Source organism: Clostridium oceanicum (assembly GCF_039521385.1).
Lineage (GTDB): Bacteria > Bacillota > Clostridia > Clostridiales > Clostridiaceae > Clostridium_F > Clostridium_F oceanicum.
This window is the reverse complement of sequence record NZ_BAAACG010000019.1, coordinates 17,166-33,355: the sequence shown is the minus strand read 5'-3', so window position 1 is coordinate 33,355 and position 16,190 is coordinate 17,166. Positions and strand designations below refer to the sequence as shown.

Genomic DNA, 16,190 nt, shown 5'->3' with positions numbered 1-16,190 from the left:
AAAAAACATACAAAAAATATTGCAATATTTTGATAATATTAAAGTATGAAATTCAATTGATATAGTATATAATATAGTATACACTTAAATATATATATTTAAAAATGCAATTAATATAAAATTTATTTTCATTTTAATTACTGGAGGAGCTGTATATTTTATTAATATGTTTACTTATGAAAAAATTATGAAAAATGTTTTAAAATTAATAGTTTTAGTTGTAGTAACTTTTACTGTTGTATATTTTATTAAAATGGATAAAAATGTAGATACTGATATAAATGGAGGAAAACTTAAAGAAAGTAAAGTTACTTTAAATTTAAATGAAAAGATAAAAAAAGATAATGTTATATTCAATCCTACTTTTCAATTTCTATGGGATGATTTGAAAAATTCAACAAGAGAAGGGAAAATTATTTTAAATGATGATAGTGACTATTTGAATTTTTTAAATACCAATATTATAGATAAAAATATTATAGATGATAAATATTATATAGCTATGTCAGGTTATGAAAAGGACAATATAATAAATAAAATAAAACAAAAATTAACTTATAAATTTGATAATTATAAAGGAGTTTCAAACACATTAAAGGGACCAAAAGATTTAATTCTTTATTCTTATTTAAAAAGAAATATTAAATTTAATAATACTTTCGAAAAATTAACATTTCCTATTGAATTTGAATCACAAGATAAAATAACCAGAGTTAAAGGTTTTGGGATAAACAAATATGAAGATGAAGAGCAAAATAAAATAGCTAATCAAGTTAGTATTTTAGATTATAAGAACATGGAAGATTTCATAATAAAATTAAATCCTTTAAATAAAGAAGATGAGATTATAATGGCTAAAATACCTAAAGAGGAAACTCTTTTAAAAACTATAAATAAGGTAGAGAAGAGAATAGAGGAAAATACTTCTAGTAAAATGAAATTAGGGGAGACATTAGCTATTCCTAATATACAATTTGATATACAAACAGATTATAAATCTTTAATTGATAAGAAAATTTTAAATAGGGGATTTGAATATAACTTTATAGTAAATGCTACAACAAATACTGATTTAAAAATAGAAAGTAATGGTCTTATTATAAAGAAGAAAACTAATAATTTCCTTTTAAAAAATTCATATAAGAAAAGATGGTTTATATTTGATAAACCTTTTTTAGTATATATAAAAAGAAAAGGAAGTAATACTCCTTATATAGCAATGTGGATGGATAACTCTGAGTTATTAAAAAAATATTATAATTAAAGTAAAAAGTACCCTAAAAAATAGACACTATAAAAAATCTATTTTTTAGGGCACTTTTTGTTTAATAAATTTTAGAAATATTTTAATATATCTAATATGATTTTGTTTATTTGAATGTATAATATATTTTTACTCATTAGAATATTTAATTTGACTTTTCATATTATTAGCAAATAACTTTGCCTTTTCTTCTATAAAATCTACTTTATATATAGATTTAGGATCATTTGCTGTTTCAATTAGCATTGAATAAGGTGGAAGAGTAAATCCCTTATTTATATTTAAAGCTCCTAAGAGCTGCTTACAGACAGAATCGCTTCCAGAGTTACCGGATACTACTACTCCAAACAAAGATTTATTATAAAAATTTATTTTTCTGTAAAGTACTGTAAGTCTATTTATAGTAGCAGAAATATTTGCAGATATAGCATCGTTGTAGTTTGGACAAAGCCATACTACTACATCAGCTTTTTCTATGGAAGGAAGTATGTTTTCTACCATAAGTCCTCCATAAAAACAACTGTTTTGTTTTCCATAATGCATACACATTTTATAAGAGCAGCCTTTACAATCTTTTACATCACCATTTTCTATTTGTATTTCTTTAATATTAAATCCTTTTAAATTTAAAGATGTCATTCTCCACAAACTTAGCGTATTAGAAAAGGAGTGGGGAGATGAATATAAAACTAGTATTTTAGGATTAGAAATATCTAAAGGCTTATATTTAAGAAGACGTTTACCTAAATTGTCACAAAGATCTAAGCATATAGAGTCTATAGATTTATCTGTAGCTTTTTTCCATGTAGAAAAATTTCTTAAAGAACCTGTAGCTTCAACTAAAGGGTGACCTAAAAATCTACAGCCTAGAGAATTAGCCAAGAATATAATTTGTTGAGAAACATCCTTTGTATAAAGATCATTATTACTATGAACTACTAAGCAAGCTGTAGAATTATAAAAGAATCTTTTGTTTTTATTTTCTAAATCATTTAGAATATTAAACATAGAAATATCAGTGCCACAAAAATCTATTTCTAAAGCAAATAATATTTTTTTATCTTTAAATTCATTAAAGTTATTGAAGTTTTTTATTATTTCTATTTTTTCAAAGTTTTCACATATTGAGTTTATCATTTTGTTTAATTGTGGAGAAATATTATCTTTTGGTAGTACAACAAACAAAGTATCCATAAAGTTCCTCCTTATTTCAAATAGAATATAATATAAAAGTTAATAAGATTTTAAGTAATCAAAGGTTTTTTCTAATTTTTCAAATAGATCTTCAGGCATATTTTCATAGTTTTCTAGTTTAGTAGTACCCTTTATAAATTTATTTCTTATTCCCATAAATGTTCCATTTAAGAAAGTAGTACTATAGTGCCACTGTGATTTTATTGTTGCTAAAATAGATAAGGTTCCAGAGGAGAGAGCTGGAGCAATATATGGTTTAAATCCTAAATCTCTGATTTCTAAGTTAGCAGTTTTTGTTTTATCTGTTAAATAATCTGAAAGATCTTTATTATAATTTTTTATGCTGTTTGCAATTATTAATCCTTCACCATGAGGACCAAAAGCTCTTCCTTCTTTAATATAATTTTTAGTTTTTTCATCTTTTAAAGCGTAGTAGGAAGCTCGAGCATTCATTACACCTAGTCCATAACCTCGTATTTGTTCAGGAGCTAATCCTTTATAATCTAATTTTTCTGAAGAATCTTTATTGCTTTCTGTAAAAGCTACTTTGCATAATAAATCTACAGGATCAGAAACGATGCAGAATAAGCCATTGAAATTTCTTTCTCTGGCAAGTTTAGCATAGTAACTTACTATCTTAGAATTTCCTTTAAACTGTACAAGTCGAACATCTTCCTTTTCATTACCAATTTTAGGTACACCTACAGAAACGCAAAATACAAACATATCACAATCAAATAAGTTGTCTTCATTAATTTCACAAATTTTTGGAGTAGGAGTATCTAAACTTGGATAACAAATTTGGTTACATTCATATTCAAAACGTTTTATTTTATTTATATTCTTATCATATATTCCTATCTTATCTATTGAGTCATTACCTAAAAGTCTTAATCCTGTAATTAATGTTCCCCCTACATCTCCTAAACCAACTATGTTTATATTCCATTTTTTATTTTTAGTTATAATTTTGTCTTCTAAAACTTTTTTCCATGAAGGATAAGATTTATTTAATGCTATAATTTTATCTTTTTTTATAAGATTAAGAAGCCAAGAAGGTATTAATGAATCCTTTGAGGTATCTTTTTTTAGAAGATTTAATGAGTCTCTTTTTATAAAGAGATCAGAAACTGTATTTACTATAAATGTTCTTCTATTTATTTTATTTTCTGTGTTAATTAAAAAATAAATAGAAAGATTAGTATTATTAGAAGCTTCTTTTTCTGTAATTAATTCTCCAAAGATATTTTCTTTTTCAAAGGATATTATTAAATTATTTTTTGTTTTATAGTAAAAAAGATTTAATTTTTTCAAATTTTACACCTCGTTTATTATTCAAATATATTTTCAAGTCTTAACAATGATTCATAATCGTTATTAAGGTAATGAGAAGCCATTAAATTTAAATTATAGTATATATTATTACCTTGATCTGGACATCTTGGAGTATTAAATACATGGCCTAATAAAGATAAAGTTAGGTTTCTATCATTAGTATTGTGATATTCTTCTTCTAATGCAGATAAAATTTTAATAGAGTTTTCTATAGAAATTTTAGAAAGATTAAAAATATTTTTTTTATCTGTATTTGTTATAAATTTAGGATAAGTATAAGGTAATATTAAGTTTACAGAAGGAAGTAAGTTTCTCTTTGGATATTTACCTCTCCATAGTAAGTTTCCGCCTATAAAAGGATATAAATCTGCTTCATTAAACCAAAGTTTTAATCTAGGAATAAAATAAGCGCTATCAACAGATCTATTTTGTTTATCCATTAAATCTTTACCTCTTCCAGACATAATTCCAACTATTATCTTTTGTATTTTTACATTTTCTTTTTTAAATATAGGATCTAATTTTTTTATTCTATAGCCTTTATGAAGAAGGTTATCTGCTAGTATTATTGGTCTATTAAAAGATTTAAGCATTTTAACTTGACTTTTTAAATTTAAATAGTGAGGAGCTTCACCTATCTTAAAATGTTTTACATCAGAAAAAAACATTTTTTCTGTGTGTAAAGCTTTAGTAACAGTATTAGGGGTTATATATTTATCAAGTATATTACCATAAGGTACACACATAGAATCTCCAAGTACTCTAGGAGTTTGAATTGTTGTAGGTACGTTGTTTTCGTTGCAAATTTTATTTATCATACATTGGTGTAAAAAATTGTTATCAAAAGATAGTATTAATTGTCCTTTATATATTTCTACTAAAGCTTTTCTTAAATTTTTCCTAGTTTCTAGTATTATATTTTTAATTTTTTTGTTATGTCTATAAGGACTTTTAATTACGCTTTCAATATCTAAATTTAAAATAGAAGGGGTACTCATATCAACTGAATATATTGGCTTATTATTATTCTTATCTGTTGGTACTTGTATAAACCCTTGAAGTTCTAAAAGCTCTAATATTGAAGAAGATTGAAATTTTAAACTAATAGGATTAAAAACAGCATATTCGTAATCTTTTGATATACAAAGAGCAAGTGTTTCTGTTAATAGTATTTGTTCTAAATATCTATTTTTTTCAGAAACATTTAAATAAAAACCATCTAAGGATAACATTCTTCCAGTGCTACGTTTTCTTATATAGTTAGTTATTTTACTGTCTTTCATTTCTTCATATAAATTTGTAGAACGAATCCAATGGAATATAGAAAATCCTATTAATTTATTTTGGGTATTTCTTATTATTATCATTCTACAAGATGGCTTTGATGATATATACATTAATTTTTCTTCAATATCTGGTATTTTATTTTGGAAAGTATATATCATTTCATTAATTATAAATTTATCTATAGGATTTATAAGTCGTATTCTTATAGGAAGAGGTTTAATTATAGCTTTATCCTGAGATTCTCTTTGGTAAAAACCTTTTTCGTAAATATAATTTTCTGTTACAGGGTCTACTAAACTAGAAATACTTTTGTTTTCATCAATGTATTTTCTGATTCTTGTAGAACTTATATTAGAAAATTTTGATGAAAGAGAAAAGTATACAACTTCACCTTTTATATATTTAGTTATATTGCTAAGTTTTTCTACAGAACCTCTTTTAAATATAATGTGTGAAAAATCAAATATAGAGTTTGGAATTTCTATATTTTTAATTTTGTAGCTAGAAGCATTTAATACAACATCGCTACCTACAGCTATATAAACTTCAGATTCTATGAATACATCTTTAAGTTTTTTTAAGTCATTAGGATTAGCTATATTTATTGGCATATCACCAGGGTAGGTATAAATATTTAATTCTCCAGCTATAGATATATTTATCAAATCTCGTCTTAAAAGACTAGGCAAAGTTTGTTTAGACCAAGAAAATTCATCTACAGCTAAATATACTTCAAATCCCATATTACGCAATGATTTAGAAATTTCTTTATGACTTGAAGAAAAGGGATCAAAAGTTCCTGGGAAAAAAGCTATTTTTTTAGAAACAGGTATATCTATTTTTCCTACAGAAAAATTATAATCTGATATAAATCTATAAATATAATGAAGTCCTGAGGATATAGTTAGCATCATTAAATTAGTATTTTCATAGTTTGTAATTAAAGTTAAAAGTTTTTTAGAAATAAGTTTATAAAGAGTACATTTTTTTTCTAGAGGCAAATTATTGCCAAATAAATTTTTGCCAATTACAGCAAAAGAGTTTTGCTTTACCTGTATATCGTAATCTCCTAATCCATTTAAAAGTATTCCTAACATTTCTTTTAATCTGTTAAGATAAATTTCTTCATTTTCTTTAAATCTTTCTTTATATTTTGGATAATTAGAAATAGTTATACCTACAGTGCTTAAAAGTAAACATTTTAAGTTTGTATTAGATTTTTTAGTTTTGTAAGATATATGGGTTATCATTTCTTCTAATTCCACAGGAGGAAGCCATAAGAGCACTTTTCCTGTATATTTTGGTATATATTCAGTGAATCTGTTGCCTTCTATTTCTAAGGCTCTTAAAAGCTCTATAGCAACTTCGTTTCTTTCAGAAAGTGTAAGATAAGGCATTATTTTTAAAATGGAAGCACCGGCTTTATTTCTAACGCTTTCTATATCACTGACTTTTAATAAATTACAAAAATGAATAGCAGTGTGTAATCCAAAAGTAGATGGATTTTCTATAGAATGATTAAGTATTAATTCTATTTGTATTTTTTTCTTTATCCAGTTTGTATTAGCTTTTAAATTACTTAAGAATATATCTGTAACAGATTTAGTATCTATATTTATAAAATTTTTAAGTTTAGATTTTAAAGTTTTAAGAGATAGTTTTTCGCATATATAAGATTTTAGTAAATTCTCTGTAGATAGTTTTTTGTATATTTTAGAGTCTAACATATATTGTTTGATTTCAGATCTTATAGAATAATTTTCTGGAAGTTTAGGTATCATAACATTTAATGCTTCTAAAGCACCAAGTCTAAGTATACTATTTCGCTTGTTTAATATATCTTTAATAAAATACCATATCTTATCTATATCTTTATCATAAGGAGATAAAGGTAAAGTTTTAGATATATCTAATATAAATAAGTTGGTATCTGTATTTTTATATTTATTTATATCAAAATGATTAATTATTAACTTTCTATAAGTTAGTATTAAATTTTTCCTACAATATCTAAATAAAGATTTAATCATTGTAGAAGTATTATAGCCTAAGTTAAATTTATTTAAAGGTATAGTATTAGATGAAGGAGATAGCATGGATTTTATATATATGTTTAATAAATCCTTAGAAGTTAAATTAGGCATATTTAATTCAACATCTTTTGGTATTTCTTTTCTATAATCTTCATCAAAAGTTGCTATAAGTTTTCCTATTAATTTAGCACAGTGTATTCTTATATCATCTTCCGGGTGAGTCAAATTTTCAAATAAGAATTTCATAGTTCTAATTTTTTGCTCTTTAGTTAGATAAGCAGAATACTCTTCAAATACTTTTATATATTCTCTAAGGTTTTTCCAATCTTTTTCACTGCGAGCTGTATCTAAAATTCTTTCTAATGAGTATTCATTTCTTAGTTTATACATCAAATATATATTGTGGTATATGGAAATATATTTGATGTTATTAGTAATTTCTTTATTATTAAGTAGAGAAAAATATGTTTTATTAGGTTTTGAAACAGTATTGTTTTTTAAATTTATATCAATACCTAGATTTACTAAATAGTCTTCAAAATCCTTTAGTTTTGAGTATACTTTTTTATATCTTATTTTTTTATTATAATCTACATTTTCTAATTTATTTAAGATAATATTAAATGATTTTTCAAGAGAAAATATAGTCATTTTAGGATGACCTTGTATAATTTGATTTTTCACTCTAAAATCTGCATATATGAGTATAAGAGATTCTAAAGAAAGATTTTCTAGTTCTAAGTCCCAAGTAGAGTGGTTTACAGCTACATTTCCAATATAGGTTAAGTTGAATTTTTTAAACCATTGATCTGTATAATAATAATGAAGATGAGGAACTCTTTTAAGCTCAGTTACCCTACAACCATATTTGCCTATATCATGAGCTGCAGCGGATCCAGATATTCTTCCTAAATCTATTGGAATATCTATAGATTTTAATTGCCTTCCTAAATGTAGTGATAAATAATGGACTCCACATACATGGTCTAGTGTGTTAAATCCCATAACTTCTGAACTTAATTTCATCATTTCGTAAACATAGTTATTTTTAAATTCTTTTATAAATTTCTTGTATTCTCTAGAGTCTTCTAAATCATTTATTTCGTTTACATCAAGAAAATTTATAGGGTACTTATATTGCCATGTACTGCTTTTAGATTTTTTTTCAAACTCACATATGATACTTAAAATTTTAAGATATAAATTGCAAAGGTTATTTAATTTTATATCATTTTTAATTATAACAGCATGAGGAAAGGACATATGTATAGAATATTTATATACATAGGAAAGAAAATCTTCTGACTGTTTTTCATAACCTAAATCGAAGAATATATTTTTGCATAAATTAAATGTAGATAAACAAGAATAATCTTTTTTAGTTACCATGTAATATAAAGTATCAGTAAAATATGAAGATTTTATATGTAAATTAATATTTTCTTTTTTAAATCCATGTTTTTCAATTAATCTAGGGCTTAACAAAATTTTAGTTATTCTTTTATATAGATCTTTGAATAATAAATTATCCATAATACCCTCCTTAAGAAGTATACTGTCTTTACTAATTATTTATTTTAATAGGTCTTAATAAAAATTATATCTTGAATAAGAGTAATTTCATATAGGTTATTTTAATTTTTAGAAAAAAACAAATAAATAGTTTTTAGTATAGCATATATAATTATTATGTTTTATAAGAGTCTTTTATATTATATACGAGAGGTATTTTAATAAACTAAAAGCAGATGTAGATTTTACACCTGCTTTTAACTATAATTAAATATTAGGAACTAAAATTATTTTCTCCAAACATAATGTATTTAGCAAAATTATATAAATTGTATGCAGGAGGAATATTTTTCATACTAATGTAGTCCATAGCATATTTTCCGTCGTAAGGATAAATAGATACATATTTATCGTTATAGACATTTATAATATATTTATCTTTTTTAAATTCAAAAAGTATTTTGTATTCAGGTTTTTTATTTAAATTACTAGGTTTTTTTATAAAATTAGGTTTTCTAAGAAGTTTCATAAAAGTTTTTACAGGTTCGATGTCTTTTTTTGAAAGCTCTTTTTCTTTTGAAAGATTTGTTTCAAATAAATTACATTTAAAAGAGGCTTCTAAAGATATATTTTTAGAAAGTAAATTGGTATAATAAAAGTTATTAGGTTTGTTTTTATTTATCATATCTAAGGGTAGCTTAGTGCTACACCCTGTAAAAGTTAATAAGATAATAAAAATTATTGATAGATAATATGTAGTTTTTTTCATTAAATCACCTTAAAATTATTATTATAACTAAAGTTATGATTTTACAAAGAAATTTATTACATAAGTTTTTAATTTTCATATGCCTAAACCTTTAAGAAATCTAAGGAGGAAGTTTCAAATGTATAAGTTAATAGCTATTGATATGGATGGTACTTTGCTTAATGATGACAAGATAATTACTGATAAAAATTTACGTATGATTGAAAATGCAAAGAATAAAGGAGTTAAAGTTGTTATATGTTCTGGCCGTATACCTGGAGGACTAAAATTTTATGAAAAAACTATATCAAAAGGTCAACCTATGATATGCGCTAATGGGGCAATAATATTAAATGATAAAAAAGATATTATTTTTTCTGATAGCTTAAAAAAAGATACTTTTGGTAAAATTGTAGATACTTTAAGAAAAGACAAAGATACATATTATCATTTTTATGATGACAACATAATGTGTACAGAAAAAATGGAGTTTTCTGCTAATAAAATTTATGAATTCAATAATAAAATAGATAGACAATACAGAATGGAAATAAGGGTTGTTCCTGATAGTAAAGAATATATAAAAAGAAAAGTAGGGCTAATTAGTAAATTAGTAGTTGTAGATGAGGATAGGGAGTATTTAAAAAAACTTAGAAAAAATATTCAAGATAAATTTGAAGTATCTATAACTAAATCTAATATAAATAATATAGAAATAACTAGTAAAGGCATAAACAAAGGAATAGGACTTAAAAAACTTGCAAATTATTACAATATACCTATAGATCAGTGTATAGCCATAGGTAACGATGAGAATGATATAAGTATGATAAAAGAAGCAGGAATTGGAGTAGTTATGAAAAATGCTAGAGATTCTATAAAAACATTTGGTAATTACATAACAAAAAATGATAACAATAATGATGGAATAGCAGAAGTTATAGAAAAGTTTGTATTATAATTAGAACAATATATAAGTATAACGGAAAAGTTCTATGTTTTTAACTTTGTAAAATTAAAAGCATAATTAGAATTTTAAAAAATTTTTGTACATGAAGTAATTGAGAGGTTTAGAAAATAATTATAAAATATAAGATATATTATAATATGTCAAGGAGATTAAAGTCATGCAAAAAAGTAAAGAACAACAAAAAAAAGATATACAGACAAGGCTTAGAAGAATAGAAGGACAAGTAAAAGGAATAGAGAAAATGATTGAAAATGATAGTTGCTGTAGAGAGGTTTTAATACAAGTTGCAGCAATAAGGTCTGCAATAAATAAAGTTGGAGGATTAATACTTCAAAATTATACTAAAAATTGTGTTAAAGATGAAGATTGTGACCCTCAGTATGATAAAGTTATAGATGAACTTATAGCTACTTTTAATATGTTTTTAAAATAATATCTTTCATTTATTATTTGTTTTTATAAGCGTAGATAAAAAGGATATGTATTCAAATTTGAATACATATCCTTTTTAAAATTATAAGCATATATCTTCATTATTAGTTTTATTTAATTTTTTTTCTTTAGCTTTTAATTTTAATTTATATATAATTTTAGTAGTAGAAGAAACTAGAATTACTCCTAAAGCTATAGATCCTGCAATAGAAAGAGTTTCAAAGCCTATGTTAAGAGACTCTGTTATTTTACCTTCTACACATTTTTGCATTGTATAATACATTCCCCCACCAGGAACTAAAGGTATTATTCCTATTATTACAAAAGTAGTTACAGGAGTTTTAAGTATTCTAGCCATAGTTTCAGAATATATTCCAACAGCAAAGGAACCAACAAAAAAGCTAATAGCAGGTAGGAAACTATTATTTTTGCATAGCAGGTAAAATAGCCATCCGATACTTCCTCCTATAGATGAATATATTAAGTTTTTACCACGTATATTAAATATTCCAGCAAAGCCTAGTGAGGCTAAAAAGGAATATGCAAAATTTGATAAGAACATCATAAGTTAATTCCTCCAGAAACCATATAAAATACTTTTAAAACAGTACCGGTACCTACTGCAATTGCAATTGCTATTAAAAAAGCTTCAACAGCTCTTATGATACCAGATATTAAATCACCAGATATGGTATCTCGAATAGCATTCACTATAGCAATACCTGGAACTAATATCATTATAGATCCTATTATTATTTTATCAATATTAGTATTAGGTATAATAAGGTGGCCTATTATTGAACCTAAGGCTACAGTAAAACCTCCTACTAGGTTAGTGAAAAATACATTTGCACTTACATATTTAAGGAATACTAAGTTTAGTTGAAGTAAGGCGCCTACAATAAAAGAAATAACAAAATCATTTCCGTTACCTCCAAATAACAGGGTGAAAAATGAAGATATAAGACAAGAAAATAAAATATTAAGATTAAAACTATAGGTTTTATTTTCATTGTTAATATATTCAAGATATTCTTCAACTTCATCTAAGGTTAAGTTGTTTATTTTTATATTCCTTGATAAATTATTTATTTTATCTATTTTATCTAGGTTTACAGTTCTATATTTAATTCTTTTAGTTAATGAAATTGGTTTGCCTTTATTAGTTATAACAGAGGTTATAATTACTGTAGGAGAAACATAATTTTCAGAATTTGGTATATCATAGGCACTGCAAATTCTTGACATAGTTTCTTCTGCTCTGTAGGTTTCACCGCCGTTTTCTAATATTAGTTTTCCAGCTTCTAAAGCTACACGTATCACTCTATTTGTATTCATTTCTATCACCATTTTTATTATTAATAAATTTCTGAATTTTTTGTACAAAAAAGTAGTATTTAACTTTAACAAAAGTATTATAACACCATATAAACATTTGTAAAGTAAAATCTTATATTATATTGATTAATATAGAATTTGAATTTATAATAGTTAACAAACGAGACATTAATAAAAGGGGTGTTTAAATGAATTTTACAAATTTAAAGGTTAGTGATAGTGATGTATTTGACATTATAAAAGAAGAAGGGGACAGACAAGAATATAATATAGAACTTATAGCTTCTGAAAATTTTACAAGCGAATCAGTTATGGAAGCTATGGGATCACTTTTAACTAACAAATATGCAGAAGGATATCCTGGCAAAAGATATTATGGGGGCTGCTATGTAGTAGATAAAGTAGAGGATTTAGCTAGAGAGAGAATGAAAAAATTATTTGGTGGGGATCATGTTAATGTACAACCTCATTCTGGATCACAAGCTAATATGGCAGTATATATGACAGTATTAGAACCGGGAGATACAGTTTTAGGTATGAATTTAACAGAAGGAGGACATTTAACACATGGAAGTCCAGTTAATTTTTCTGGAAAGCTGTACAATTTTATAGCTTATGGTGTAAGCAAAGAAGAAGAAGTAATTGATTATGATAAACTTAGAGAACTTGCAATAGAAAATAAACCTAAAATGATAGTATCAGGAGCAAGTGCTTATCCTAGAATTATAGATTTTAAAAAGATAAGAGAGATTTGTGATGAAGTAGGTGCCTATATGATGGTAGATATGGCTCATATAGCAGGCCTTGTAGCTACAGGAGATCATCCATCACCAGTTCCTTATGCAGATTTTGTAACAACTACTACTCATAAAACTTTAAGAGGACCAAGAGGTGGAGCTATAATTTGTAAAGAAAAATATGCTAAAGGATTAGATAAATCTATATTCCCAGGTATGCAAGGGGGTCCTTTGATGCATATCATAGCTGGAAAAGCTGTTTGTTTTGGAGAAGCTTTAAAAGATGACTTTAAAGATTATATGAAAAGTGTAGTTAAAAATGCTAAAGTTTTAGCAGAAGAACTTCAAAATTATGGCTTTAGATTAGTATCAGGAGGAACTGATAACCATCTTATATTAATAGATTTAACTAATAAAGATATAACTGGTAAAGAAGCAGAAAAATTATTAGATACTATAGGAATAACAGTTAATAAAAATACAATACCTTCTGAAAAATTAAGTCCCTTTGTTACAAGTGGAATAAGAATAGGAACTCCAGCTGTTACTACAAGAGGATTTAAAGAAGAAGAAATGAAAAAAATAGCTTATTTTATAAACTATGCTATAGAACATAGAGAAGAAAATTTAGATAATATTAAAGAAGATGTTAAAAATTTATGTAAGAAACATCCTTTATACAAAAAGTTTTAGGTATTAAACTATTAAAAAAATACTATAAAATATTATAGAAATGTAAAACAACATATACTATTATATGATGTTTTACATTTTTTTATTATATGTATAGACAAAATTTTCTCTAATAGTTAAAATAATTTTGGATAAAAATATATAAAGATGTAGTATTTAAGGATATGTTAATTTTTTTTAGTAGAATGTAAAAAAATTAACTAAATTCAAAAGGATTTCCTGGTTATATGTAGAATAGTATAAAACGGAGGATAAATTAGCATTCGTGAATATTATTGAAATAAATAAATATAAAAAAAGATTAATAATTATGCATCTAATGTAAAAAGATGTGTAGTTTTTGTTATTCTTTTAACTTATGTTAACGTATACTTGGCTTTTAAATTGTAAAAATATATTAAATTTAATAATAATTAGAATAATACCGGAGGTGCTTTTATGAAAATAGTATTAGCTTTAGGAGGAAATGCACTACAAGCAGATCCAAAAGATAAAACTCCAGGAAGTCAACTTAAAACTTGTAAAGATACAGCAAAATCTATAGTAGATTTAATAGAAGAAGGTCATACAGTATCAATAGTCCATGGTAATGGACCACAAGTAGGTCAAATATTAGCTTCTGTAGAAGGGGGATATAAGGAAAATAATTCAAATGTATTATTTCCATTTGATGTTTGTGGATCTTTTTCTCAAGGCTATATAGGATATCATCTTCAAAATGCTATAGAAGGAGAGCTTAAAAAAAGAAAAATAGAAAGACCAGTAGGTACAATAGTTACTCAAGTTTTAGTTTCTAAAGATGATAAAGGATTCCAAAATCCAACTAAGCCAATAGGTTCTTTTTATTCAGAAGATCAAGCTAAAAAATTAGAAAAAGAAAAAGGTTATGTAATGAAAGAAGATGCAGGTAGAGGATATAGAAGAGTTGTTGCATCACCAAAACCTATAGACGTAATAGAAAAAGGCTTAATAAAACACTTAGTAGAAAGTGAAAATATAGTAATTTCTTGTGGTGGAGGTGGAATACCTGTAGTAGAAGAAGATGGAATGGTTAAAGGAGTTCCTGCAGTTATAGATAAAGATTTTGCCGCAGAAAAATTAGCAGAAATTATAGATGCAGATATGCTTTTAATACTTACAGCTGTTGATAAGGTTGCTGTAAACTTTAATAAACCTAACCAAAAGGATTTAGATAAAGTTAATGTAAAAGAGTTAGATGAATATATAAAAGAAGGTCAATTTGCACCAGGAAGTATGCTTCCAAAAGTAGAGGCTTGTAAAAAATTTGTTTTATTTGATAAAAACAAAACTTCTATAATAGCATCTCTTTCAAAAGCAAAAGAAGCTATAAAAGGTGAATCAGGAACTAGAATAGTAAATAAATAATGATTTAATATAATAAAATACTAGAAATTTGTGTTATTATAAGAATAAAAATATTTAGATGGCAAAGGATAACATTTAAAAATGTAATCTTTTAAATATAAAATAGGTTTTAGGAGGAAGAGATTATGTATAACTTAAAAAACAGAAACTTTTTAACATTAATGGACTTTTCACCAAAGGAAATAAACTATTTTCTAGACTTAGCTAGAGATTTAAAAAGAGCTAAATATACAGGAACTGAAGTACAAAGAATGAAAGGCAAAAATATTGCTTTGATATTTGAAAAAGCTTCAACTAGAACAAGATGCGCATTTGAAGTAGGAGCAAAAGATCAAGGTGCTCATGTAACTTATTTAGGACCTACAGGAAGTCATATAGGTAAAAAAGAATCTGCTGCAGATACTGCAAGAGTTTTAGGAAGAATGTATGATGGAATAGAATATAGAGGATTTGGTCAAGAAATCGTTGAAACTTTAGCTAAATATGCTGGAGTACCAGTTTGGAACGGATTAACAGATGAAGATCATCCAACTCAAATTTTAGCTGACTTTTTAACTATAAGAGAACATTTCAATAAACCATTAAATGAAATTAAATTTGCTTATGTTGGAGACGGTGCTAATAACATGGCAAATGCACTTATGATAGGTGCTGTTAAAATGGGAATGGACTTTAGAATAGTATCACCAAAAGAAATACCAACAGATGCTGCATTAGTTGCTAAATGCAAAGAAATAGCAGCTGAAACAGGAGCTAAAGTTACAATAACTGATAACATTGAAGAAGGTGTTAAAGGTTGTGACGTTTTATATACAGACGTTTGGGTATCAATGGGAGAACCAGATTCAGTATGGGAAGAAAAAATAAAATTATTAACTCCATATAGAGTTGATATGAAGATGATGAAAATGACTGGAAATCCAGAAGCTAAATTTATGCACTGTTTACCAGCATTCCATGATGAAGAAACTAAAGTTGGTAAAGAAATAAAAGAAAAATATGGTTTAACAGAAATGGAAGTTTCTCATGAATTATTTGAAAGCAAATATTCAATCGTATTTGATGAAGCTGAAAACAGAATGCATACTATAAAAGCTGTTATGGTTGCTACATTAGGAAATCAATAGAATATAAAATTTTATAAAAAGCTGTCTCACCATTAATATAAGGTGAGGCAGTTTTTTTATTTCATGGTACAATTTTATAATTATCTATGATATAATATAAATACGAACTATTATTTAATAAAGAACAAAAATAT

Annotated in this window: 12 protein-coding genes; 6 read left to right on the top strand and 6 right to left on the bottom strand. The window is 25.3% G+C overall.

Translation table 11 applies throughout. The features are described from left to right. Positions 1–187: 187 nt before the first annotated feature. Positions 188–1,264 (top strand): hypothetical protein, encoded by a 1,077-nt coding sequence (locus tag ABDZ71_RS16650; protein ID WP_343763436.1) that lies wholly within the window; start codon positions 188–190, stop codon positions 1,262–1,264. Positions 1,265–1,393: 129 nt separating this feature from the next. On the opposite strand, the gene ABDZ71_RS16645 is transcribed toward ABDZ71_RS16650, so the two are convergent. The 4 genes from ABDZ71_RS16645 to ABDZ71_RS16630 form a co-directional block, all read right to left on the bottom strand. Further along, positions 1,394–2,458, bottom strand: a complete 1,065-nt coding sequence (locus tag ABDZ71_RS16645) for a flavodoxin family protein (RefSeq protein ID WP_343763434.1) — start codon at positions 2,456–2,458, stop codon at positions 1,394–1,396. 39 nt (positions 2,459–2,497) lie between these two features. Further along, positions 2,498–3,772 (bottom strand): Rossmann-fold NAD(P)-binding domain-containing protein, encoded by a 1,275-nt coding sequence (locus ABDZ71_RS16640; RefSeq protein ID WP_343763431.1) that lies wholly within the window; start codon positions 3,770–3,772, stop codon positions 2,498–2,500. Between the two features lie 17 nt (positions 3,773–3,789). Beyond that, the gene (locus ABDZ71_RS16635) at positions 3,790–8,646 is read right to left on the bottom strand and encodes a nucleotidyl transferase family protein (RefSeq protein ID WP_343763429.1); all 4,857 of its coding nucleotides are present in this window, start codon (positions 8,644–8,646) and stop codon (positions 3,790–3,792) included. A 253-nt stretch (positions 8,647–8,899) separates the two neighbouring features. After that, positions 8,900–9,394 (bottom strand): DUF4883 family protein, encoded by a 495-nt coding sequence (locus ABDZ71_RS16630; RefSeq protein ID WP_343763427.1) that lies wholly within the window; start codon positions 9,392–9,394, stop codon positions 8,900–8,902. Positions 9,395–9,512: 118 nt separating this feature from the next. Here ABDZ71_RS16630 and ABDZ71_RS16625 point away from each other — a divergent pair, with 118 nt between their 5' ends. After that, a complete protein-coding gene (locus ABDZ71_RS16625) occupies positions 9,513–10,334 on the top strand; it encodes a Cof-type HAD-IIB family hydrolase (RefSeq protein ID WP_343763424.1) in 822 nt (273 codons plus the stop codon). A 166-nt stretch (positions 10,335–10,500) separates the two neighbouring features. After that, positions 10,501–10,776, top strand: coding sequence for a metal-sensitive transcriptional regulator (locus ABDZ71_RS16620; protein WP_343763421.1), 276 nt, complete (start codon positions 10,501–10,503; stop codon positions 10,774–10,776). A gap of 81 nt (positions 10,777–10,857) precedes the next feature. Here the strand turns inward: ABDZ71_RS16620 and ABDZ71_RS16615 are convergent, their stop codons facing one another. After that, positions 10,858–11,340, bottom strand: coding sequence for a threonine/serine exporter family protein (locus ABDZ71_RS16615; RefSeq protein ID WP_343763419.1), 483 nt, complete (start codon positions 11,338–11,340; stop codon positions 10,858–10,860). Then, positions 11,337–12,113: a threonine/serine exporter family protein gene (locus ABDZ71_RS16610; RefSeq protein WP_343763417.1), complete on the bottom strand. Its 777-nt coding sequence runs from the start codon at positions 12,111–12,113 to the stop codon at positions 11,337–11,339. The genes ABDZ71_RS16615 and ABDZ71_RS16610 overlap by 4 nt, the downstream gene beginning before the upstream one ends. Positions 12,114–12,301: 188 nt before the next feature. On the opposite strand from ABDZ71_RS16610, the gene ABDZ71_RS16605 reads away from it, so the two are divergent. From ABDZ71_RS16605 to argF, 3 genes are all read left to right on the top strand, one after another. Then, entirely contained in the window at positions 12,302–13,543 is a 1,242-nt protein-coding gene (locus ABDZ71_RS16605; RefSeq protein ID WP_343763415.1) for a serine hydroxymethyltransferase, read from the top strand. A gap of 438 nt (positions 13,544–13,981) precedes the next feature. Continuing rightward, positions 13,982–14,929, top strand: coding sequence for a carbamate kinase (gene arcC / locus ABDZ71_RS16600; protein WP_343763412.1), 948 nt, complete (start codon positions 13,982–13,984; stop codon positions 14,927–14,929). A gap of 125 nt (positions 14,930–15,054) precedes the next feature. Continuing rightward, on the top strand, positions 15,055–16,056 hold the full coding sequence (argF, locus tag ABDZ71_RS16595; RefSeq protein WP_343763410.1) for an ornithine carbamoyltransferase: 1,002 nt from the start codon (positions 15,055–15,057) through the stop codon (positions 16,054–16,056). The last annotated feature ends 134 nt before the right edge of the window (positions 16,057–16,190 follow it).